The 22716-nt window shown below is 57.5% G+C and carries 18 protein-coding genes; 15 read left to right on the forward strand and 3 right to left on the reverse strand.

Translation table 11 applies throughout. The annotated features are described in order from the left end of the window. Positions 1-1682: 1682 nt before the first annotated feature. Positions 1683-2210, forward strand: coding sequence for a 2Fe-2S iron-sulfur cluster-binding protein (locus FJ425_RS32060; RefSeq protein ID WP_318013636.1), 528 nt, complete (start codon positions 1683-1685; stop codon positions 2208-2210). Positions 2211-2728: 518 nt separating this feature from the next. Here the strand turns inward: FJ425_RS32060 and FJ425_RS17735 are convergent. The 3 genes from FJ425_RS17735 to FJ425_RS17745 all read right to left on the reverse strand — a co-directional run bounded on the left by FJ425_RS17735 (position 2729) and on the right by FJ425_RS17745 (position 4812). Continuing rightward, a complete protein-coding gene (locus FJ425_RS17735; protein ID WP_064993320.1) occupies positions 2729-3295 on the reverse strand; it encodes a DNA-binding protein in 567 nt (188 codons plus the stop codon). Position 3296: 1 nt separating this feature from the next. Further along, a complete protein-coding gene (locus FJ425_RS17740) occupies positions 3297-3641 on the reverse strand; it encodes a hypothetical protein (RefSeq protein WP_064993321.1) in 345 nt (114 codons plus the stop codon). Positions 3642-3846: 205 nt separating this feature from the next. Next, positions 3847-4812 (reverse strand): LysR family transcriptional regulator, encoded by a 966-nt coding sequence (locus FJ425_RS17745; protein ID WP_064993322.1) that lies wholly within the window; start codon positions 4810-4812, stop codon positions 3847-3849. A 489-nt stretch (positions 4813-5301) separates the two neighbouring features. Between FJ425_RS17745 and FJ425_RS17750 the strand changes: the two genes are divergently transcribed. The 14 genes from FJ425_RS17750 to FJ425_RS17820 all read left to right on the forward strand — a co-directional run bounded on the left by FJ425_RS17750 (position 5302) and on the right by FJ425_RS17820 (position 22299). Further along, on the forward strand, positions 5302-6573 hold the full coding sequence (locus FJ425_RS17750) for a CapA family protein (protein ID WP_064993323.1): 1272 nt from the start codon (positions 5302-5304) through the stop codon (positions 6571-6573). Between the two features lie 132 nt (positions 6574-6705). Continuing rightward, positions 6706-8151, forward strand: coding sequence for a M20 family metallopeptidase (locus FJ425_RS17760; RefSeq protein ID WP_064993324.1), 1446 nt, complete (start codon positions 6706-6708; stop codon positions 8149-8151). A 793-nt stretch (positions 8152-8944) separates the two neighbouring features. Beyond that, entirely contained in the window at positions 8945-10135 is a 1191-nt protein-coding gene (alr, locus tag FJ425_RS17765) for an alanine racemase (protein WP_224655959.1), read from the forward strand. A 100-nt stretch (positions 10136-10235) separates the two neighbouring features. After that, a complete protein-coding gene (locus tag FJ425_RS17770; RefSeq protein WP_064993326.1) occupies positions 10236-11048 on the forward strand; it encodes an ABC transporter ATP-binding protein in 813 nt (270 codons plus the stop codon). Between the two features lie 44 nt (positions 11049-11092). Then, positions 11093-11875, forward strand: coding sequence for a transporter substrate-binding domain-containing protein (locus FJ425_RS17775; RefSeq protein ID WP_064993327.1), 783 nt, complete (start codon positions 11093-11095; stop codon positions 11873-11875). A gap of 173 nt (positions 11876-12048) precedes the next feature. Next, positions 12049-12762 (forward strand): ABC transporter permease, encoded by a 714-nt coding sequence (locus FJ425_RS17780; RefSeq protein ID WP_198327675.1) that lies wholly within the window; start codon positions 12049-12051, stop codon positions 12760-12762. Further along, positions 12762-13568 (forward strand): ABC transporter permease, encoded by an 807-nt coding sequence (locus tag FJ425_RS17785; protein ID WP_064993358.1) that lies wholly within the window; start codon positions 12762-12764, stop codon positions 13566-13568. The genes FJ425_RS17780 and FJ425_RS17785 overlap by 1 nt, the downstream gene beginning before the upstream one ends. 44 nt (positions 13569-13612) lie before the next feature. Beyond that, on the forward strand, positions 13613-14533 hold the full coding sequence (rocF, locus tag FJ425_RS17790) for an arginase (RefSeq protein ID WP_064993328.1): 921 nt from the start codon (positions 13613-13615) through the stop codon (positions 14531-14533). A 3-nt stretch (positions 14534-14536) separates the two neighbouring features. Further along, on the forward strand, positions 14537-15610 hold the full coding sequence (locus FJ425_RS17795; protein ID WP_064993329.1) for an ornithine cyclodeaminase: 1074 nt from the start codon (positions 14537-14539) through the stop codon (positions 15608-15610). Next, on the forward strand, positions 15607-16593 hold the full coding sequence (locus tag FJ425_RS17800; protein ID WP_064993330.1) for an arginine deiminase-related protein: 987 nt from the start codon (positions 15607-15609) through the stop codon (positions 16591-16593). Before FJ425_RS17795 ends, FJ425_RS17800 begins: the two co-directional genes overlap by 4 nt. Positions 16594-16608: 15 nt before the next feature. Continuing rightward, on the forward strand, positions 16609-17412 hold the full coding sequence (locus FJ425_RS17805) for an arginine deiminase family protein (RefSeq protein WP_064993331.1): 804 nt from the start codon (positions 16609-16611) through the stop codon (positions 17410-17412). A 529-nt stretch (positions 17413-17941) separates the two neighbouring features. Then, positions 17942-18763 carry a 50S ribosomal protein L11 methyltransferase gene (locus tag FJ425_RS17810; protein WP_224655960.1) on the forward strand — a complete coding sequence of 274 codons (822 nt, stop codon included), beginning with the start codon at positions 17942-17944 and terminating at the stop codon, positions 18761-18763. Positions 18764-19412: 649 nt separating this feature from the next. Beyond that, positions 19413-20444: a class I SAM-dependent methyltransferase gene (locus tag FJ425_RS17815; protein ID WP_064993333.1), complete on the forward strand. Its 1032-nt coding sequence runs from the start codon at positions 19413-19415 to the stop codon at positions 20442-20444. A 427-nt stretch (positions 20445-20871) separates the two neighbouring features. Beyond that, entirely contained in the window at positions 20872-22299 is a 1428-nt protein-coding gene (locus tag FJ425_RS17820; protein ID WP_064993334.1) for a hypothetical protein, read from the forward strand. Positions 22300-22716 lie beyond the last annotated feature (417 nt).

Consider the following 22716-nt stretch of genomic DNA (forward strand, 5'->3'; position numbering starts at 1 on the left):
TCCGACCGCCATCAAGTATTCTCCAGCGTGCATGTGCAACACGGTGTTTGTTACTCTTTTTGCCGATGGCCCTCGCCTCGTCGCCGAGCCGGCTCTGTGCTCGTGGTCGCAACTTCAGGTCCCACGCCCTAGGCCAGCCAGGACGTCAGTGTCGGCTGTGGAACAATGTCGGGTTCGGATGGCATGGGCGGCCCACAACGGTTTAGTCAGAGGCTTTTTCTCTTGGCACACTTAGTGCGGCAGATGATCCACAAACGCTGCATGGATCCGCGATACAAGGAGAGCAATCGCAGGGACGAACATGAGAGGGATACATTGCGTGGCCCGCGCCTTCGATCCTGCAAAGCTGCATTTCACATCCTGGGCGGGCGACCGCACGTGGAGAGCAACATCGACGGTCAGCGTGTTTTCACGTGGGGAAGTCCGGGACGCGGTTCCAACTTATTTCGGCCTATGGGAATAGTGAGCCGATCTGCAGCCAGAGCCGAGGCGCAGCGACCGAGATCTAACAGGATCACTGCAAGTCGATGAGATCGTAGGATAATCAGGCACGGTTGAAGACACCAACTATTATAGGAGCATCGACAGCGCCGACCGGTATGCAGGCTTGCTTTCTGACTAGCGTCAGTTTGCTACTTTGAATGAGTCGCACACTAAAGCATCGTAGAGCTGGCCTAAGTCGCCTCAAGCCGATGCGCGCCGCAAACCATTATTGCTGTGCAGGTGTTTGCAGCCCTGTGCGATTGGGAGACCGCCTCGCCATGAAGTGGACCAGCTTACTTCTGCTGAGCACATTCAGGCTCGGACCTGTGTCCCGCAAGAAGAGGGTGGTTCGATCCGGCACTGACCCTAGGGCGGGGGGCTTGTTGAGCCGGTGCCGGACCGAACCGTCTAGGGCAACGCCGGCTATGTCGTGGGAAATTGTGGCTTCGGCGCGGCTAAACCGTGGCGGAAATGTGTCGACGATTCACCGTTTCCAACACGCGCGTTGAAAACGTGACTGGACGTTTCGGAAAGCGCCTAGCGCTGCTGGGTTTGGCGGGAGCTGTGCAGATGGGAGGCTATCCTGGCTGTGAAAATTAGTCGCCCGGTCAGTGTGGCCGGATTTCAGGAAGGGAAAAGCGCGCAAAGTCAATTCGGCGGGACGCGGGGCGACACACAATCGCAAGCCAGCAGGCGCGGCTCGGCTGCGAGGAGTTCGGCCATCTCCTTCTGAAGGCTCAACAGAGGACAGATCAGTCAGGACATGCGGATCCGAAGCAGAAGTCATGCGCTTCAATCTTGCGGCGTTAGAGACGCCCGCGATTTTCATGACCGGGCAAGGCCGCTTTCATGACCGGGCAAGGCCGCGCCGTTTGTCAGCGATGCCGGAATGTCGGGAGTACTAGGTGAGGCGAGCGCCGCTCGAGAAAATGGAAGCCGCCGCAGGTCATCAGTGCCTTCAAACCAGCTGGCGCGCTTTGACCAGTTCGGAAAGCGGCGCCAACAGCCAAGTCTTCTATCCGCCGGTACAGCGCCAGAACGCCGCCGGCACCTGTTACGCGGGCGTGGCGACGATCGCAGCAGTCGCAGTGGACACCGCCTCAGGGGGACGTGAAGCTCCTTTCGCATCATTCCATCCTCGAAGGCGGCACCAAATCGTGCCGGAACTCGTCTCGTGTCAGCTCCAAGGCAGCCTGGCCATGGGCGTCGGCCACGCCCTGCTCGAGGCTTTGCCGCTCTATGAGGACGGACCCGACCGGAACTGGAACCGGTATTGCCTGCCGCATGCCAGGGATGTCGGGGTCTGGACACAGACATCGGAGGTGCGACTTCCTGCACGAATATCTCAACCTTACGGGATCGCGGCTTGGCTGCGGCCAAGGCATCTGCCACGCGTGCGCGATCATTCTCGAGGACCCGGAAGGACGTTACCGTCAGATCCGCAGCTGCATCACCGCAGCGCATTTCTTCGATGGCAAGTCCGTCCGCACATAAGAAGGGCATGCCGAACGCGACGCGAATGGCGATGTCGTCCGGCTCTCCGCGATAAGGCCTTCGTCGAACGTTTTTCATTCCAGTGCGGCTATTGCACTCCGGGCTTTGTCACCGGTGCAACCGTGCTGGTTGAGCGTCTCAAAGAGAAGCCGGTCCACAGGGCGGATGTCGAAAGCACGATCGAGCAGGCGCTTGCGCCGTTGTCGTTGCACTGGTTAGGTCCGTTACCATGAGGCGGTCCGTCACGTGATCCTGAGCACGCCCGGCCTGGTACAGACTGAAATCCGGCGATGAAGCGTTCCTCGATTGGCCTGCGGCACGCATCTGGTCGACTTGCAGCGCCTGATCGGCTGCCGCACGGTTTGCAGAGTCAACGAATTCCCTCGAAGTGAGCAAAGCTCTTCCTTGGCTCAGTTCGTACGCACTTGAACCGCCTGTGTGACCCGTTCGATGGCACTAGCTCCTGTCAGCGAGAGGATTGGAGTTTCTGACCGAATTGTCTCTCGTCACATTGATTGGGAAGAACAGTTAAGATCGGCTATGGACAATCTGGACGCTTTGACCCATCCAAATTATGCTGCGGCCTGCCTGTCGATAACGAAAGTCTGGCATTGAGCTTTTGGAACGGACCAGGGCTGCCGCAGGTCTTCGAGCCGTCCTGCATGGGCGAATGGGAGTCCCGGGTCAGGCGACTGCGGAAGGTGGCCAAGTCATTGCCGCCTTCGCCCAGAAGCGCGGAAGGCGGCTATACTCAGATTGGCCGATACATCAAAACCCGACCCTTCGGAATTAACTGCAGCAAATAGTCGAAATCACTGACGTTGCCCGTTAGAACGGAAAATCCCATTTTCTGCGCATGCAGGAACAGCACGCAGTCTTGAAGCGCCCGAAGCTTGGAATCATGCTTGTAGCCCTGGAGGCGACACAGCATTCCTGAGAGAAGGGCGGCTCGGCCCAAGACATCGGGATCTGGTGCAAAAACCCGATGGGACGGCATGTCCTTGATCATGCTCCCGATCTGCTTGACAGCTTTACTCGTGCCCGAGTGTTTCGGATCAAGCACGCCTACAGTGTGCATCAGCTCCTGGATCGCTACGGTGCTATGGTTGACCTGCCTGACATCGAGGAGGTCGGCAACTGCGTCAGGCGCCCGGCCTTGCAAACCGTCGATATAGACGCAGGTGTCCAGCAGCAGTTCTTGCCCCGCCCCGCCGAGGTTGCCGATGATCGGCAGCTCCGTGTCGGGGCGGCGGCTCAAGGTTTTTTGAGGATCAAATCGCGACCACCTTAAGGCCGCACCAAAGTCGAAATCGGCCAATTCAGAATCCGAGCTTCAGCGTCGGATCCACAGTCCCCCGTGTTTTCCTGAAGGTCTCGGCGAAGTTGTCTTCCAGAGCCACATTGGCCAATGCAAATTCGACGAGCTCGGTATCAGACGTCAATCCGGTTCGAGCCTTGGCTTTCTTGATTAGATTAGCACTCACCCGCCCCGCAATCCTGCCGTCCTTCTCAGCGCGCAGGCCAGATTCTTCCGCCCTCTGCAGGACCGCGTTAATCCTGGCCAATCGACGCATCTGCAATTTCTCAGCCAGCTTGGGATGGGTTCTCGTCCGCTTGCCCACTGGCCCTTGGCCGCGACGCATCCGTACAGCTGTCTTCGTCATAGGGGTTCCCTCAGGTCCGTTTAACAAAAATGGATTCTAGACAACATAGCAGGCAAGGTGAATTTTTCAAATGCACCAAGACAAAGGGCGGTTGTTGGCACCCGGAATTGCGTGCTGAAGCTCTCCAAAAGGAGGGATGTCACGAAGTAGGGATGTCACCGCTGCAATCGACCGAAACAGCCACTCAGGTACAATTTTTCCGGCATTAGATGCTATGGGGGTGGAAAGCCGCTTTGGGCCCCTCACGCCCGAACGATTGTTCACGGTGGATCACCTCCACGAAAGTATCCACAATTGGCGACGTTTGCGAAATATTATCGCTGCCGCGGCGCCAAAATACCACGTAGTCGTATCTCGCTGACGGCTCAAAAGGAACGATTTTCACATCAAACATTTGATATTGCTGTGCAACAAATTCATTATCTATTGCAATACCTATACCATATGCGACAAAGGAAGCATCCAAGCCTATTGTGTCCGAATGAACCTTCGGCAATAAAGGAAGTTCTCTCCGCCCGTATGTCAATAGGCCCAATTTGTTAGAAGTGTATTCTCTCTCTAGAACGATAAGGGGCTCCCCTGAGAGGTCGTCAACAGTTATGATGTCCTTTTCAGCAAGGCGATGGTCGGGTTGCAACACGCAGACACTCTTGCTTTCGGCGACTATCTTCCACTCAAAGAAGCGTTCATCTAACGGCAGTCGGGAAATCCCGATATCGGCCTCTCCCGTCACAACGCTTTGTGCTATCTCGTCGTATCGCTGGGCCCTATAATGAAATTCTAGAGTCGAATCTAGATTATTTAGCGCAAGAATTATTTTGGGGATGAGTCTCAACGAGAATATATGCGGTGCGGCAATCGTCAGGAGGTTTCGCTTGGCGCTGAAAGAATCGGTGATTTCCCTCTCGATGTGGCCGAGGGTCTCAAAGTATCTGTCTATGCGGTTGTAAATTTCGATGGCGCGCGTGGTTGGAACAAGGCCGCGGGGATCTCGCGCAAAAAGCTTCTCACCAACAGCTTCTTCAAACAACTTGAGATGCTGGCTTACGGCCGACTGGGTAATCCCGAGTTCTCGGGCGGCCCGCCTCGTAGAACCGGTCCTCATGATCTCCCGAAAAATCTGAGCGGACCTGAACCCAGCCTTGCTGTTTCGGCCGGAAATCTCTTCCATTGCCTTTGTCCGAATTGGTGGCCGCAGGGCCAGAGCTCCGTTTGGCCGCTATATCAGTAAAATTAATAGGGTGTCACAAAAACTTAATAAATTGACCATTTTCCCGATTCTCCCCATCGTCTGGCGTAACAAAACCAGTGGATCAGACGCATCAGAGAGAACGCTGACATGACGCATGCAGCAACACCCATCCCCTGGCAGAGCGGATAGTTCACAATCGAACACAGGGGACACAGCTCTAAAAATTGCGGACTATAACGTTAGAAAAGCACATATGCGGCATTCGTATTTCCGTGCCTCTGGCAGGAACTGTTCCGACCCCAGCTCGGACGTTGCGCACCCGCAACCAACTACCCGCGCTTGTCGTAAATCCGCACGGCCGATCCTTACCGGATCAAGGAACTAGCCAACACTTTCTCCGCAGTCGATCGGTTGCCACAAAAAGTGGCCGCTAATGACATTTGCCCATACAGGGGTTGATACTCAATCATGCCTTCGCCGTTCACCCTCGCCCTCACCGGACAGTCCCTCATCTACCACGATATTCGGCATGTATCGGACGACGGCTTCGCCACGATCAAAGAACTGATCCGGCAAGCCGATGCCTCATTCACGAATTTAGAAACCACGATTCTCGGCCGGCATGGTGGGTGGCCGATGAAAGGCACCTATTTCCAGTGCTCTCCACCTGTCGTGTTGGATAATTTGAAGGATATTGGCTTTAGCGCACTGGCTCTTTCCAATAATCATGCGTTCGATCTTGGGCCCGCAGGAGTGCTTTCGACACTTGAGGAAGTAGACGAGCGTGAGTTTCTGCGTGCAGGAATTGGCGTTGACGCCAGTGACGCGAGCAAAGCCGGCATCAAGCAACTCGGCAAGAGGAAGGTCGCCCTCATCGCGATGGATGCCGGACCAGGGCCAGCCACAATGTACGCTGACAATGCGGCAGGTACCCGTCCCGCTCGACCGGGGGTGAACAAACTCGATGTCTCGCGGGTATTCGAGGTTGACGATGAGAAATTCGCGAACCTGCGTTCCATTCAGGAAACGTTTTTAAGCAACTCTATGGAGCGCGGAACCTACACGCAGCCGGACGATCCTCGCGAACTGACATCGTCCGATGAAATCGACTTTTACGGAACCATTTTTCGCCGATCCTCCGAGAACTGCCGAAGGATCATCTTCAACGAGCAAAGTTTACGAGGTCAGCTCGCCGCAATCCGGAAGGCCTCGTTGGCCGGTGCCTTTGTCATCGCCTATCTTCATCATCATCATTGGGAACCAGATTGGCGCGAGGTTCCCGAATGGGTTCAATTCTTCGCGCGATCCTGCATTGATGCGGGAGCGAATGCGTTCGCCAGCCACGGCGCACCGGTGCTGCAGCCGATCGAAATCTACCGCGGGGCTCCGATCTTCTACGGATTGGGAAATTTCCTGTTTCATCTACCCGAAGGTGAGGACGAATGGAGTTCACCAGATATCTGGAAAAGTATCGTCGCGACGTGCAGCTTCGATGGCAACAACCACTTGGAGTCAATCGACCTCGCTCCAATCGTGATTGGAGGGGAGCAGCGGCTGAGCAGCAACAGGTATCATGAGCGTCTTGTGCCCGTGCCCGCATCAAAAGAGCTGGCTGGTTCAATGCTCGAAGACCTATCTCGACGCTCGCAAAAGTATGGAACCGAAATAGTGCTGGAAGATGCTCGCGTTCTTCTGCCAAAAGCTAATTCCCGCAGCGTCGAGGTCGCCGCCAACAGGTAGCGTCGTCCATGCACGTCAACCTGGCCCGCATCCTGATGATCGTGTCGTATAGTGCCAATGCACTGATGACGGGGCGCCCCCTTACAGCCGAACGGTTCCAAATGCGCATTTGGACAATGAGGAGAACCGAACATGCATAACGATGGGCTGGGCGTCTATGAAATCGCCCGGCGCGTGGACACCAAGAGCGCCGACTACTGTGCGCTCAGCGACCGCATCTGGGCCATGCCGGAACTCGCCTTCGAGGAGCATCGCGCGGTCGCCGAGCAGATCGCCTTGCTGGAGCACGAGGGCTTTCGCATTACCAAAAAGCTCTGCGGCATGGCCACTGCCTTCGTGGCGGAACATGGAAGCGGTAGCCCAACAGTCGGTTTTCTGGGGGAGTTCGATGCGCTGCCGGCTCTCGGGCAAGTTTCGGGCATTACCGAGCGCATGCCTACCACGGAGGGCGCATCTGGGCATGGTTGCGGGCACAATCTTCTCGGTTCCGGATCTGCGCTCGCAGCCGTGGCCTTGAAGGATGCGCTTGCATCGGGCGCCATCGCGGGCACGGTGCGCTATTACGGCTGCCCGGCGGAAGAGAGCGGATCGGGCAAGACTTTCATGGCACGGGCCGGTCTCTTCGATGATCTCGATGCCGCCTTCTGCTGGCATCCAAACGTCGTCAACGAGGTGCAGTCCACCTCGTTTCTCGCGTGCATTCAGGCTAGCTTCCGCTTCACGGGTCAGGCGTCGCATGCGGCGGTTTCTCCCCATCTTGGCCGCAGCGCGCTCGACGCGGTGGAGCTGATGAATGTGGGCGTAAATTACATGCGCGAGCACATGGCCTCGGATGCGCGCGTCCACTATGCCGTTACGAATACGGGTGGCGATGCGCCGAACGTGGTACAGGCTTTTGCGGAATCACTCTACCTGGTGCGTTCGCCGCATTTGCCGGATGCAGAGCACCTGTTCCAGCGCGTCAAGAAGATCGCCGATGGCGCCGCGCTGATGACGGAAACCACCGTTGAGGTGCAGATCATGGATGCAAACTCGAACGTTCTGCCTAACAAAGTGCTGCAGGAGGTTATGTACGAAAACATGAGTCGCCTCGGCGGCCCGGGCTTCGACGATACGGATTATGCCTTCGCCGAACAACTGCGGAAGAACGCGTTTACGAACGAGGAGATTGTGGCGAGCGTTGCGCTCTACGACCGTTCGCTGGCGAGCCAGGTGCTGCATGACGGGCTACTTCCCATTCCTGCGCGCGAAGGGATGATGATGGGCAGCACTGACGTCGGCGACGTGAGCTGGATCGTGCCCACGGTTCAGTGCAGCACTGCCTGCTTCGCTATAGGTACGCCGTTCCACACTTGGCAGCTCGTCACGCAAGGGAATCTGCCAGCAGCCCATAAAGGAATGGTGCTCGCGGCGAAAGCAATGGCGACCACCGCGGCAGATTGCCTGCGCAATCCCGATCTTATCGCCCGGGCAAAAGCGGAATTGAAGGAGCGTACTGGCGGGCGACGCTACATTTGCCCAATTCCGCCCGAGATCACGGTCGACAACTTGCGCGGTAAGGCAGCGGCTTTTGCATAGGTGCAAGAAGACCTTACGCTCGGCGGCCTCGCTTGCAGAGTTTCATTATCTGGCGGACAACGCTCCGTCACAGTTGGGTTCATCAAGTTCCGCGAATGGCGTCGCAATGACATCGACTGTCTGCTGCGCCCCGGGGGTTAGCAGAACAGGGAACCGCAGCGCGTTCAAGCGATGAATGTCCCCAGGCCTTTCCTTCTCTGCGCTCGCGCAAATGGTCCGTATTGAAGTAGCGGTTCGCCTCGGCCACCTCTCATGAATTTCTCACCCCAGCTCTGCGCCAAGCTTCGAGTTTTTGGTTTTCCGCTTGGCGAACCACAGCGCTAGGCTAAGTCGTGCACATGCTATCCGTTGGGGCCGCACTTCCTGAACGCGCCCTGAGGGCCGGATGGCCGTCGGAGACCGCGAACTCGACATTGGCAAGTCCGCGCTGCTTGAGCCCTGTCGTGAACCCGCGCCTGTAATGGTGCTGTCACTCCCGTAGCCAGCTCGACCACCAGCACCTAGCGCAGCCCCCAGTCCATTCTGATCGCCCACAGCACCGCCTGGCTGGATGACCCGGCCAGGCGGGCCCGAAGCGCCGCGTCCATAATGAGGAACAAGCAAGGTGTCGGCAAGCCGTCGCTCAAAGATGCTTGCAGGCTGCTGATCAGGCCTGCCAGGCAGCAGCCCTGCATCGCGGAGCGTCATCCAGCCATTTGCCTGCCTCGTGTGTGTGGCCATATCAGTAAAATTAATAGGGTGTCACAAAAACTTAATAAATTGACGGTTTTGGCGATTCCTCGCATCGTTTCGCATGCAAACAAGCAATAAAAAGCGGTTGGGAAAAACGTCAGAACCTATGTGCGCGTTAACGTCTATTGCGACGGTGCAGAGCAAAAAGGCGGCGTCCCGGGAGGCCTGCTACGAGATCGACCTCGGCGCGATCAGGCACAATTACCGTCAGCTGCGTAGGCATCTTCCCCGGACAGTGAAGATTTTCGCCTGCTTAAAGCGCAATGGATATGGCTGTGGAGCGGGACCTGTCGCCCGCACACTGGCAACAGAGGGGGCTGACGGCTTTGCTGTCGCAACCTTGCCCGATGCTATGGCCATCCGGGAAATGGGCATCGATCTCCCGGTTTTGCTTTATCCCGGTCCCCTACCGACATCGGCGAAAACAATTGAAGCGCTCGGACTCACCGTTACCGTTTCCAGCCTCAATGAGCTGGAGTCCTGGCGCGCCGCCATGAGCGTCACCCGTATTTTCGTCAAGGCGGATCTCGGGTTCTTCAGGGCTGGGGCCACGCCGCAGGAGATAGGCCGGCTTCTCGCAGCCGCGCACGTCTGCAACGACGTTGAAGTACAGGGGCTCTACGCCCATCTCAGCGAGCTGCCCACATCAGTGACTTCGGATGCTAGCGAGCAATTTTCCCGCCTGCAGCGGATTCTACAGGATGCCGAGGCGTCCGGCACCCGTCCCCCGATCATTATGATGTCGAGTACTGCCGGTGTGCTTCGGCATCCCGCGATGGATCTCGATGCCGTCGATCCCGGGGCCCTGTTTATCGGTCTTCCCGAGACGGATCGACCCATGCGGGCCGTCACCCTGCGGCCGGCGCTCAAGGCCATTTCGACATGCCTCGTTTCCGTCAAGCGGATCGACGCTTCTCTCGGTCCTATACCAGACATACCCGGTTTTCGGTCGGGAATGACCATCGGCGTCCTAGGTATGGGGTGGGGGGATGGCCTTCCGCGTCACGTGCCAGCCCAGGCCGAGGCGCTGGTGAGGGGGCAGCGCGCGCGCCTGCTCCCTCCCGCGCATCTCGAGCACCTGCGCATCGATCTGACGGACGTGCCTGATGCAAGATTTGGCGACCAAGTGCTCCTGCTCGGACAGCAAGCGCACCAGACCATCACTCACGAGGAAGTCGCCGCTCAATGGGGCACGGACCTCATCGGTCTCTATGCCCAGCTCCGCGACCACATCCCGCGCGTCTATGTCTGAGACATTGGCGCAGAAATAGAGGAAACGAAATGAAGGCGCTCAGAACAGTGCTGTTGGTCTCGCCCTTTCATGTTGTGCTCGGCGATACAGGCGCACAGCAATGACGGCCACGATCATGGCAATTCCTCGCCACGCGGTGACGGACACGGCCGCGGAGGCGATCCATGTCGAGGACTTGCACAAGAAGTTTGGCGCCCTTCATGTGTTGAAGGGGGTCTCGCTATCTGCGCGCGACGGCGATGTGGTGGCGATTATCGGGGGCAGCGGCTCCGGCAAATCCACTTTACTTCGCTGCATCAACTGCCTGGAAAACCCCACCAGCGGCGTTATCAGGGTGAACGGCGAGGAAATACGTCTCAAGCCTGACGGAAATGGCAGCACCCTCCCGGCGGACCGAAAGCAGATTGAACGTGTACGTTCCCGGCTCGGCATGGTCTTTCAGAGCTTCAATCTCTGGACCCACATGACCTTGATCGAAAATGTGATCGAGGTTCCGGTCCATGTGCTTGGCGTCAAGCGTGAAATGGCGATCATCGAAGCCGAGAAACTGCTTGCGAGAGTGGGGCTTCTGGAAAAACGGCACGTATACCCGGCATTTTTATCCGGCGGACAGCAGCAGCGCGGCGCGATCGCGCGCGCTCTCGCGGTCCAGCCACGCGTGATGCTCTTCGACGAACCGACTTCATCACTCGATCCCGAACTCATCGGTGAGGTTCTGGGCGTAATCGGCGATTTGGCCCGCGAAGGTCGCACCATGATCCTGGTCACGCATGAAATGAAATTTGCCCGCGAGGTCGCGACCCGCGTGGTATTTCTCCACGAGGGCCGCGTCGAGGAAGAAGGGCCACCAGACGCAATCTTCGGATCTCCGAAATCGGAGCGGCTTCAACAATTCATCCGCAGAGTGGGCTAGCGCCTGAAAAACAGACTAAACCATCTGACTTATAGGGGAAAACAATGAGAATACTTTCCAAATTGACGGCCGCAGCGGCAATCTTCTGCGCATCTACTTTGATGGCGCAAGCTGAACAGGTGAAGGTCGGAATCGCGGCCGAGCCCTACCCTCCATTCTCGTCCCTGGACGCCTCTGGAAAATGGGTCGGCTGGGAAATTGAGATCATTGATGCGATCTGCGCCGAGGCAAAACTCGATTGTGTCATCACTCCGGTCGCCTGGGACGGGATCATTCCTTCCCTGACGTCAAAGAAAATCGATGTCATCATGAGTTCGATGTCAATCACAGAGAAGCGCAAGAAGACGATCGATTTCTCCGACAAGTACTATAGCGATAACGGGTACACGATTGCCGGTCCCAAGGGCGTTGCAGTGGATCCTACCCCTGAGGGCCTCAAGGGCAGGATCCTCGGTATTCAGGTCTCGACCAATGCCGAGGTCTATGCCAGCAAGCATTTCAAAGACAGCTTGGCCGAGATGAAGACGTACCAGACACAGGATGAGGCCAACCAGGACTTGGTCGCCGGCAGGATCGACGCCATTCTGGCTAGCCCGCTTACCATTGATCAATTCATGAAGACTGACCAGGGTAAGGCCTGCTGCGAGATAAAGGGCAAGGTTGCCAATGACCCCGAGATTTTCGCGCCGGGCGCGGGCGCGGGTCTGCGCAAGGGAGACACCATGCTCAAGGAAAAGATAAACGCCGCAATCAAGGGGATTCGCGCGAACGGGAAGTACAATGAAATTACGAAAAAGTACTTCTCATTCGACATTTACGGCGAATGACAGACGAAATTCTCCTGTTACGTAGACCCTCGAAATACTTCTGCCTGTTGAGTCGGAGGCAGGCGGCCTCCTTCGTCACGCACCAGTGAACGGCAGGCTCTTGGCGAGGGTCAATCCTCAAGGTGGAGGCGTTCTTGACCGATTCTGTCTTTTTGTCGCTGGCGCAGACCAGCATGTTCGAGTTGCTTGCACCTACGCCGCCTGGCTGGGGCGGAAATCTGGTTCGCGGATTCATTAATTCAATTGGGATCGGTGTCGGCGCATTCGCCTTGGGATTGGTTATTGGCATTGGCGGTGCTTTTGGCAAGCTTTACGGCGGACCTGTGCGCCGCGACTTGCTTCAAGTCTACACCACCCTCATCCGCGCGGTACCGGAACTTGTGCTAATTCTGCTTATCTATTTCGCGGTTCCGGACCTGATCAACCGCCTCCTGGAAACTCTCGGTTACGGACGGATCGACGTCAGCGGGCCGATGGCAGGCATCGTTGCGCTCGGCTTCGTACAGGGCGCGTACGCAACGGAGGTGCTGCGCGGCGCGATCCTCGCGGTGCCGCAAGGCCAAATCGAGGCCGGGCGAGCCTTTGGTATGAACCCAAGGATGCTGATGCGACGCATTACTCTGCCGGCGATGCTGCCCTTCGCGATCCCGGGTCTCGCAAATCTCTGGCTGGTTGCGTTCAAAGGCACAGCACTTCTGGCCGTTGTGGGCTTCAATGAACTGACTCTGGAAACACGGCAGGCTGCGGGCACTACAAAGGCCTATTTCACCTTCTTCATGGCCGCTGGCGTGCTTTATCTACTGCTCACTTTGATCTCCAACGTCCTCATCGGACGGGTCGAGCATTGGGCAAGGCGCGGCCGGCAGCCGATAGCGGAGAGCCGCTGATGGCCTATTTCACGACTGTTGCGGCAAACTGCCGCCCATTCGCACGGTTGGAGCCACACCGCGTCGTATTGATCGTGATCGGCCTTGTCTTGATCACCGCAGCAGCCGTCTTCATGCGTTGGGACTGGTTGGCCGACTACTACATGCTTGCGATTGCTGGTTTATGGCGTTCGATCTGGATCCTCATCGTGACCTGCGTCTTCGGCTTCGTTCTGGCATTGCCACTTGGGCTCGCTCAAGTAGTGGGCCCTAGTTGGCTCAGTCTTCCAGCGAAAGCTTTCTGCACCGTCATTCGAGGCACACCGTTGCTTCTGCAAATTTGGCTGCTCTATTACGGGCTTGGCTCGCTCTTCCCGCAATATCCATGGATTCGCGAATCCGATATCTGGCCTCTCGTTCGCCAGGCGTGGCCATACGCTGTACTGGCTCTAACGCTGTCCTTCGCAGGCTATGTAGGCGAGGTTATGCGCGGTGCTTTTGCCGGCGTGCCGAGCGGCCAGCTCGAGGCGGGACGCGCTTTCGGTATGAACCGCTGGAAGCTTTTTCGCCGGGTCTGGTTGCCGCAGGCAATCCACAAGGCGTTGCCCACGTTGGCCGGTGAAACAGTAATGCAACTCAAATCGACACCGCTCGTCGCTACTATCACGGTTGTCGACCTTTATGCAGTTTCAGCTCGCGTTCGCCAGGATACATTGGTGATATACGAGCCATTGCTTCTGCTTGCATTGACATACATGGTTCTCACGGGATTGCTCGTATGGATTTTCAGCCGTATCGAGGCTCGCATCCCGGTTCGAGTGGGGTGACGCGCCGAACCAGCGCGCTGCCAGCAGCAATAGGGAGCGGCGACATGCTGTGTAGGATCGTTGGCGCGGCGGTCCAGGACGGGGCCGGACGCATGGGCTGTGATATGGGACCGAGCGCGTTGCGCGCCGCGGGACTCGCGCAGGCGCTGACGGAACTCGGCCATGAAGTGGAGGACGCAGGGGCGGTCGCGCCCGGACCGCTTCCGCCCGTGGCGCATGAGAACCTCGGCCTGAAGGCGCTGCCGCAGGTCTCGGCGTGGACCGGAGCGATCGCCGAAGCTGCCTATGCGGCGAGCCGAGAAGCAATGCCGATCTTTCTCGGCGGCGATCACAGTATCTCTGCCGGCACGCTGTCCGGAGTTGCCCGTCGTGCCAAGGAGTTGGGCCGGCCGCTCTTCGTGCTTTGGCTGGATGCCCACCCGGACTTTCACACGCTCGACACTACGGTCAGCGGCAACTTGCACGGCGTCCCGCTCGCCTACGCCAGCGGGCAAAAAGGCTTTCACGGCTATTTCCCAGACCTGCCAGCTGCGGTCGATCCGGCGCGCATCTGCACGCTTGGTGTGCGCAGCGTCGATCCGGCCGAGCGTGAGGCGCTGAAACTCGCCGGGGTGACAGTCCACGACATGCGCATGATCGACGAGCACGGGATCGCTCCTCTGCTACGCGCTTTTCTCCAGCGCATCCTGGCTGAGGACGGCATGCTTCATGTCAGCCTGGACGTCGATTTCCTAGACCCGTCAATCGCCCCGGCCGTGGGCACGACCGTGCCGGGCGGGGCGACCTTCCGCGAGGCGCATCTGGTGATGGAGATGCTGCACGATTCCGGCCTCGTCACCAGCCTCGATCTCGTCGAGCTCAACCCCTTCCTCGACGAGCGCGGCCGCACCGCGATCCTGATGGTCGACCTCACCGCCAGTCTAATGGGCCGCCGCATCATGGACCGCCCGACAAGGAACCACTGAACCATGCCCGAGAAGCTAAACATCGTTCCCTTCGTGAGCGTGGACAATATGATGAAGCTGGTTCTGACGATCGGCGTGGAGCGCTTCCTGACCGACCTCGCCGGCTATATCGAGGAAGACTTCGGCCGCTGGGAGCTGTTCGACAAGACGCCGCGTGTGGCGTCCCACAGCGTGGACGGCGTCATCGAGCTGATGCCGACGAGCGACGGCGAAACCTACGGCTTCAAATATGTCAACGGCCATCCCAAGAACACGCGCTCCGGCCGCCAGACCGTCACCGCCTTCGGCGTTCTGGCCGATGTCGGAAGCGGCTATCCAATGCTGCTCACGGAGATGACCATCCTCACCGCGCTCCGCACCGCGGCCATGTCGGCGGTCGCGGCGAAGCATCTCGCGCCGAAGGGCGTTCGCACCATGGCGATCATCGGCAACGGCGCACAGTCCGAGTTCCAGGCGATCGCCTTCAAGGCCATCGTCGGCGTCGATCGACTGCGCCTCTACGACGTCGATCCTGCTGCCACGCGCCGCTGCGCGAAGAACCTCGCCGGCATCGGCCTGGACATCACCGCCTGCGCCTCCTCGCAGGAGGCCGTGGAAGGCGCCGATATCATTACCACCGTCACCGCCGACAAGCAGTGTGCCACCATCCTTACAGACAACATGGTTGGCCCCGGCGTCCACATCAACGCGGTCGGCGGCGACTGTCCAGGCAAGACCGAACTGCACCGCGACATTCTTCTGCGCTCCGACATCTTCGTGGAATACGCCCCACAGACCCGCATCGAAGGCGAAATCCAACAGCTCGCGCCCGAGCACTTGGTGGTCGAGCTCTGGCAGGTGATCGCCGGCAACGAGCCCGGCCGCCGCGACGAGCGCCAAATCACTTTGTTCGATTCCGTGGGCTTCGCGATCGAGGATTTTTCGGCCCTGCGCTATGTGCGCGACCGCCTCAAGGACACCGGACTCTACGAAGAACTCGATCTCCTCGCCGACCCGGATGAACCCCGCGACTTGTACGGCATGATCCTGCGCGCCGCCCAACCGGCTCCAGTGCGGCTGAGCGGTGCATTGGGATGAGCAAAGTATCCATGCAGGCGCCGAGGGCCGTCGTGATGATCCGCCCTCATCACTTCACGCCGAATCCGGTCACTGCGGCAGACAATACGTTCCAGGTGCGCGATGAAACGCGGAAGCCGGATGATCTGGTCGCTCTGGCATATCAAGAAGCCACGCGTATGGCGGACGGCCTCGCTGAGGCCGGGATCACTGTCCACCTCTATGAGGATGAGTCGGCCGCAACACCCGACTCCGTCTTTCCGAACAACTGGTTTTCGACCCATTCTGGCGGGCATGTCGCGATCTATCCGATGTACTCGGAGAATCGAAGGCAAGAGCGCCGGACCGACATCATCGAGATGCTCAAGGCTGAGTACCGGGTTCAGGATGTCATCGATTATTCCGGCCTCGAGAAGGACGGGGTCTTCCTCGAAGGGACCGGTGCGATGGTGCTCGACCACATTGCCCGTGTCGCCTACGTGGTGCGTTCCAACAGGGCAAACGAGGTTGCGCTCGAACGGTTCTGCACGCACTTCAATTTCGAGCCAATGATCTTTGACGCAGTCGATCGCAGCGGCAAGGCGGTCTATCACACCAATGTCCTGATGTGCGTCGGCACCGATTTCGCGTTGTTAGGGGCGCAGTCGATCCCTGATCCCTGGCGGCGGCGGGAAGTCGTCGCGAGGTTGGAGGAAACCGGTCGTCAGATCGTGGAGCTTTCGATCGAGCAGATCGAAGACTTCGCCGGCAATGCCATTGAACTGGAGGGCACGGATGGTCGCATTGTTGCCATTTCCGGGCGAGCACATGCGGCGCTGCAGGCGAAGCAGATATCGGCAATCGAGCAGTCCGCGCGACTATTGCCGTTCGATGTCTCGACAATCGAACTCGCGGGTGGATCGGTCCGGTGCATGCTTGCAGGGATTCACCTGTCGAAGCGCAGGGCGCAGCCCGCACAGACGTCATTCACCGCCCAAGCAAGCCGCACAGCGAAACACTACTGACAAATAGGATTGGAAATGTCGCAAACCAGATCGGTCTATCAGTTCAACTCGGCAATCGTTCGCGAACCCTCGATCTCGGTCGTCAACGGCCTACGCGCCGATGATCGGGGCGGTCCTACCTATGAAGGCGTCAAGGGCGAGCACGACGCATACGTTGCGGCCTTGCGGCATGCAGGTGTCGAAGTGAGCGTCCTGCCGTCTCTTGAGGCCTTTCCAGACTCCCTGTTTGTCGAAGACCCGGCGCTCGTTTTCACCGGGGGCGCCATCCTGCTCCGTCCCGGCACGCCAAGCCGGGTCGCCGAGACCGCGGAGATCGCGCCGATCCTGCGCGATATGTTCGACACCGTGCTAGAACTCCCTACCCCGGGACAAGCGGACGGCGGGGATATCATGTACACCCCAAATAGCGTCCTGATAGGCCTTTCCGATCGCACCGACAAGGCCGGGGCAGAGGCCCTTGTCTCCTGTATCGAGCAACTCGGCGGGAAGGCCCAGATTGCCGAGACTCCGAAAGGCGTTCTGCATTTCAAGACGGCCTCCTCGCTGCTCGACGATGAAACCGTGATTTCGACCGCTGCCCTCGCGAAGGCTTCCGTATTCAAGGAATTCCGCCAGTTCATCGTCCCGGAAGGCGAAGAGCCTGCGGCGAACGTGCTGCGCGTCAACGACATCGTCATGGTCAGCGCGGGCTACCCGCGCACGATTGAGATGCTCGAAAAGGCGAGTTACAAGGTCGTGCCTCTGAAGACCGCCGAGATCGAGAGGATCGATGCCGGGCTTTCCTGTATGTCGCTGCGCTGGTACCGGGATTGCAGGTAGGTCATTCAACCCCCCTTGTTACCCCAGACGTCTAGACGACAAACAGAACTCGTGCTTTCCCCTCGATCGTGATTGTCGCGCCGCCACGCTTTCTCTCCGGGTAAAGCGACGGAGTATTCGGCGACACGCTCGAGGCTCGGGGCGACTACCAGCTAAGGAACTCAGGCCGAAAGATGACCGTGTCGGGGATTCGACAAATCGGCACTGAGTTCAGGTACCCGGCGCATTCCCAAAACTGGTGCAGACTCACGCACTCTTTGTAGGCGACGGAATTGGCAGGCCGGGTCTCTAGCGCTTGCGTGCCTTGGCACCATTCTTGCTGCTTCCCCTTCGCAAGCTGCAACACTCATTCGCTCGTCTCAGAGGATTGACAGGCAGCCCTACAATGCGCGCGACGCCCTCGATCGCTGTTCGCGATGAGATCGTTGGCTTTTATTCACCCACCATAGGGGTTTAGAGGGTATTAAAAATGCACGAAATCCCATCCCGCGCTCACGCAGATTCCCAGGTTCCCAACTGGCATTTCAGAATGATGCGCGACTCCGCACGAAATGCAGCAATAGAGGCGGCCATTGCATCCTGTAATCTCAGAGGAAAGACCGTCGTGGAAATCGGGACCGGGGCTGGCCTTCCGGCGATGCTCTTCGCCAGGCATGGCGCCCGAAAGGTATTCACATGCGAGATGGATGAGCGAATTGCTGAGGCGGCGCGGGAGATTATCCGGAACAACGATTTGCAGGATCGCATCGCGGTGATTGCAAAGTCCTCAAGGCAAGCAATTCTGGACGGCGACCTTCCTTCGGCGCCTGACATAATTTTTACGGAAACATTGGATTCTGGGGTAGTTGGTGAGGGATATGAATCGATAGCGGAAGACATCCGCCAAATCGCCAGTCCTGCTACAGTAGTGATGCCATATCGGATTCAGCAATTCGGGTTCCTCTGCACCGACGTGCAAGCCTTTGAGGAAAATTCCGTCTTTAACCAATGCGGATTTGATCTTTCGGGATTTAACCTGTTTGCTGAACGTTCATATTTCTCGGTGATCCAGACGCTACACGATCCGGTATGTCTCTCGCCAACCGTGCTTTTCAGGAGCTATGATTATCTAGACCCAAGCGCTCTGGACCCGGTAGAACACCAAGTTACCGTTCACAGTTCTGGCCTCTGCCATGGAATGACCTCATATTTTGTCGCCCAATTTGGGAAATTTCTCATCTCTTCTAGGGAGCGGAAGAGTCATTGGCGAACGGCTTTTCACCCTCTACGAGTACCTATGCCGGTCGAATCTGGGCGGAGATATTATTTGAGAGGCGATAAATCTGGGTCGATCGATTTGGTTTCGACATGAAGTTCAGGGCAAGCGACAAGCGGCTCTTGGTTCATGTGTGAAGGTTCTGCTGACAGGGCGGCTGCAGGGGGGCTGGTGATGCTAACGTTACCTGATCCCCCGTGAGCACAGGCCATCACGATCCAGTATTGAATATACGACCTCTGACCGGACCTTTTACCGGGCAGACTCGGCTACCGCTCCGCCTGTTTGGGTCGCATGCTGATAACGGGTCAACATGCTGGGATTGTCGGCGATGCAGGCGCCGGTCGCTTCTCCGGTGTCGAGCTCAATCAGTGCTTCAACGCGGAGGATGCTGACGCGGGAGATCAAAGCGATCACCCCATGTTGGCGACAACGTGATCATTGCCCGGGACCGGCAAGCTCGACCAGGCGATACCGGTCAACGCGTGAGTAACTCATGTGCACATCCAATTTTGAGGTCTGCGGACTAAGTCTAACACTCCTTGCGCAGATTGTTAATTAATGTCCAGAGTGTGTTGTTTCCAAGTCGCGACCTATATTTGATTTTAGCTTAACTTTTACATTAGTACTTATTGTGATGTGATATAACTATGGCGAAGCCGGCCTGCCTCGGATGCGTCTAGTGACGGAGCCATGCGCGAAGTACCGGAGCTGTGCGTCGAACAATTCACTTGGGAAGAGCGGAATGGAACAGCGGGTGGGAGACTTTTTCAAGGACTGCGATAAGGCACCACGATTGAATGAAATGGCCGATTTCTTTTCGGCGACCGCAGCAGGGCGATCAGGAGCCCCGATCAAAGTTCCGAGCGTTGATGCGCGCCTTTTCCAAGGGGATGCGTCGCTGCAAAGCTTCACCGGCGCGCATCGCCAGATCTGGGGCCGCTTCGACCCTCACTATCATGCCAGCATTCCTTATCGTCTTGAGGAGGAGGTTCGAGTTGGCGATGCCTTCTTGCGATATGCAGACGCTATCGCGGATGAGACCCTCCCGGCTCGGTTCTATCTGCTGGGGGCCGCCGAAGGCACACTCGCTCGAACGCTTGCCCAGCTGGGTAACGGCAAGATTCAGACCCTTTCATGCAGTCCCAATAAGGAAAACGAGGAAAGCTTCTTTCTGCACGGACGGCCCGCGCATGCAACATTCTTCCTCGGCCCATTTCATCACTTGACCCGGAGCCGAATGGTTGGGACGTTGGCGCTCAGGCACTTTGCCGACGGATTCGACATCATCTTGGAGGACACCACATTTCAAATGTATTCGCCCAATCGAAAGGCGCAGATTGGCTTTGTGAAACGTCACTTGAAAGACGGTGGGATATTCTTCTTCTTCGAAAAATTTCGGCAAGACGACGACATCTCATACTTGAGCCGGGAGCTCCAGAAAGACTACGGATATAAAGCGCGCTTCTTCACTCAGGATGATATCAAAAAGAAAACTGAATCCATTCTTAAGCAAATGAACCTCAATGAGACGACGCTATCTGAAATGTCAGAGTCGGTGGCCGCGCACTTCAAATACGGATGCGTGACATGGAATTCTGGCAATTTCTACACACTTGCCGCTAGCAACAACGCGGACAATCTTCGGCGTGTAATTTCGGCGATGGCCCCACCCTGCATTCCAAATGAATACGTCTATACAGAAACCCCGGCTTCGCTGCCGGGATTGGCCTTCGAACCCCCGCCGTTCCGCCGCCTGGCAGCGTCCGGAAGCTGAGCGAAGCCGGCCAACGACCAACGCGTCCTAAAATGCCATTGTTACGACCAGTACATTCTTGGCCAGTGGCTTGCCTCCAATATCGGCAGGTACTCGTATTTCATGTCCGCGACATGGCTCGCGCTTCTTGAAACCAACAGCGTACAGACAGTCACCTCATTACTTTGTCGGGAAGGATGATCCAATTGTTACCAGCGGCGCAGTCGGCTTTATTGCGGTTCCCGTCGATCGGCCAGCGCGCATCCAAACCCTTGCAACGGGGTTTGGATTGGTTGTGTATGGTTTGACTGCACTTGCCGGCGATACGCTGTTGCCCTCGGCCGGGCTCCCGTATTTCGGAGTTGTCATCGTCGTGGTTTGGACAGTCGGTATTCTCATCTGTCCACCAAGCAAAACGGTAGCCCAACAGCCCACCGGATGACGTGTTATGAAATCGCCATCTCCAAAACCCGTCGCTGAAGCATTGGTTTGGCTTATGCCACACATCTCGCGTTACTCGACGCTTCCGACACGTGCGTATGCGCATGCCGCTTATGACGCTAAGCCCGCCGCCGCCGATCCTGTCCGTATGCATGCTCTAGAGCAGATGGAGTTACGACTTGCAGATTGTGCCTCTCGTCTGGGCTATGGGCATCAGCAGATTGAAAAACTCGGTGCACAGCTTCGAAGCCGACCGGTCATTCAGACCGGCCCACACTGTTACCTGGCTTTTGAACCCGATGCGTTCTACACGCATATCTTTAGTGCCATGGGGCTGCGCTCCCATAAAGACAGCTGGTATGTGACTCATTCGAGTTCAACTGTAAAATTCCAAGAAAGCGACAAGAAAGGCCCCGGTTGGCTGCGGCTTGGAGGTCAGCACTTCAATCTCTTCGGGCTGTCAAACAGAAAAATGGGTCGACTCAGTGTTTGCGGACGTCATGCGCCGCAGCGCTTTGCTCTGACGAGCGCCAAACAGACGAGGATCGCGAGCCAACTGGCCGCGCAATTGAAAAGAGCCCTGCCCGATGATGAGTTTCTCTCGGCCGCCGATGCTATCAAGACAGCCAATCAGAGCCTCTGGCGCCGTTTCTTCGCATCGGATCTACAGTTGTTGCAGTTCGATGATTTGGACGTGGGCGACCTAGTCGCCCAGCATCTTCGCGACCCGTCATCGTGGCTTTCGTCAACGCTGTTTGGACCAAGCTCTTTTGCGAAGAGGCTGCTCAATCATTTCGTGTCGTTTGATTGCGGCCAATGGGCCGGCTGGGCAAAGACGACAACCGACTTCTTTTGGCATTTTTTAGGGGGGCGCATATTTCCCCTGCGGCTGCGCGATGGCCTGTTTTTGAACGAAAGCGGGACCTTCTCTGTACAGTGCGCACCTGACGCGCTTCTCCAATCGTTGAACGAGCATGAAATCATACCCAGTATGCTCCTGTCATTCTTTGTAACATCGATACTCCCTGGAGTGCGGGTGCTCGGCGGCAGTCGCCAGATCGTTTACTATCCGATTATGCGCTATGCCTTGCTGTCTACTCTCTCTGAGTTTCCGTCACCTGCAAATAGTAGCTTGTCCGTCTCGCTGGGGTCTGACCAAGAGCCGAGTCTGTGGGGGCATCGCACGATCTCGCCGGGTCGAATCGATCCGTTCAGTCTTATGACCCAGCTTGGCTGCGATTTTGGGCGGTTAATCGACTGCTATGGCGAGATACCTTTGAGGGAGGCATGGGGCAGCTTGCCAGCATTCGCCGGCGATCCCCTCTGGCAAACGTTGTGCAAACGGCTTGCAAAGGAAACAGCATTGGAGGATCGCCCCATTTGGCTCGCTGGCGCTCAGCAGCCAGAACAGGATGTAATTGGACCCTCCCGTTGATCTGTGAGCGCGAAGCTGACGCCGTTCAGATTTGGTCATTTCACTGAAGGCATGGACATCGCTGTTGGGCCTTCCATCGCCGATGCGCTTTGAAGACCTGTGCGAGCCATGCGTGCGCATTGGCGATTGCCGACGGCCGAATTATGCTGACAGCACTTTCCGATCGAAGTGGCCTTCGGCGTCAGGTGGTCAAGTGCTTGCAGGAAGCCAGCGAGGTCGTTCGGCGCGCGATCGAGTTGTTAAGGCATCGGAGTTCGTGAGCCGCGCTTGTTCGCTGATGCACGTTCGCGCTTCGCGCTGCTGACTCCTACAGACCATATTGCGAATAGGTAGAACCGATCATAGACTCTTATGCCGCCAAGCTCGCTTGTTCCGCTCACATCAACCTCACGGTCGTTTCAATGAGGCTCTGCCAGG

Origin of the sequence: Mesorhizobium sp. B2-7-2, from assembly GCF_006440775.1 — a bacterium.
GTDB lineage: Bacteria > Pseudomonadota > Alphaproteobacteria > Rhizobiales > Rhizobiaceae > Mesorhizobium.

What these genes read in the sequence shown, in the direction of transcription:
- FJ425_RS32060 (WP_318013636.1), top strand. Translation starts at nt 1,683, where the DNA reads ATGGGCGTCGGCCACGCCCTGCTCGAGGCTTTGCCGCTCTATGAGGAC.
- FJ425_RS17740 (WP_064993321.1), bottom strand. Translation starts at nt 3,641, where the DNA reads ATGACGAAGACAGCTGTACGGATGCGTCGCGGCCAAGGGCCAGTGGGC.
- FJ425_RS17745 (WP_064993322.1), bottom strand. Translation starts at nt 4,812, where the DNA reads ATGGAAGAGATTTCCGGCCGAAACAGCAAGGCTGGGTTCAGGTCCGCT.
- FJ425_RS17750 (WP_064993323.1), top strand. Translation starts at nt 5,302, where the DNA reads ATGCCTTCGCCGTTCACCCTCGCCCTCACCGGACAGTCCCTCATCTAC.
- FJ425_RS17760 (WP_064993324.1), top strand. Translation starts at nt 6,706, where the DNA reads ATGCATAACGATGGGCTGGGCGTCTATGAAATCGCCCGGCGCGTGGAC.
- alr (WP_224655959.1), top strand. Translation starts at nt 8,945, where the DNA reads ATGCAAACAAGCAATAAAAAGCGGTTGGGAAAAACGTCAGAACCTATG.
- FJ425_RS17770 (WP_064993326.1), top strand. Translation starts at nt 10,236, where the DNA reads ATGACGGCCACGATCATGGCAATTCCTCGCCACGCGGTGACGGACACG.
- FJ425_RS17775 (WP_064993327.1), top strand. Translation starts at nt 11,093, where the DNA reads ATGAGAATACTTTCCAAATTGACGGCCGCAGCGGCAATCTTCTGCGCA.
- FJ425_RS17780 (WP_198327675.1), top strand. Translation starts at nt 12,049, where the DNA reads ATGTTCGAGTTGCTTGCACCTACGCCGCCTGGCTGGGGCGGAAATCTG.
- FJ425_RS17785 (WP_064993358.1), top strand. Translation starts at nt 12,762, where the DNA reads ATGGCCTATTTCACGACTGTTGCGGCAAACTGCCGCCCATTCGCACGG.
- rocF (WP_064993328.1), top strand. Translation starts at nt 13,613, where the DNA reads ATGCTGTGTAGGATCGTTGGCGCGGCGGTCCAGGACGGGGCCGGACGC.
- FJ425_RS17795 (WP_064993329.1), top strand. Translation starts at nt 14,537, where the DNA reads ATGCCCGAGAAGCTAAACATCGTTCCCTTCGTGAGCGTGGACAATATG.
- FJ425_RS17800 (WP_064993330.1), top strand. Translation starts at nt 15,607, where the DNA reads ATGAGCAAAGTATCCATGCAGGCGCCGAGGGCCGTCGTGATGATCCGC.
- FJ425_RS17805 (WP_064993331.1), top strand. Translation starts at nt 16,609, where the DNA reads ATGTCGCAAACCAGATCGGTCTATCAGTTCAACTCGGCAATCGTTCGC.
- FJ425_RS17810 (WP_224655960.1), top strand. Translation starts at nt 17,942, where the DNA reads ATGATGCGCGACTCCGCACGAAATGCAGCAATAGAGGCGGCCATTGCA.
- FJ425_RS17815 (WP_064993333.1), top strand. Translation starts at nt 19,413, where the DNA reads ATGGAACAGCGGGTGGGAGACTTTTTCAAGGACTGCGATAAGGCACCA.
- FJ425_RS17820 (WP_064993334.1), top strand. Translation starts at nt 20,872, where the DNA reads ATGAAATCGCCATCTCCAAAACCCGTCGCTGAAGCATTGGTTTGGCTT.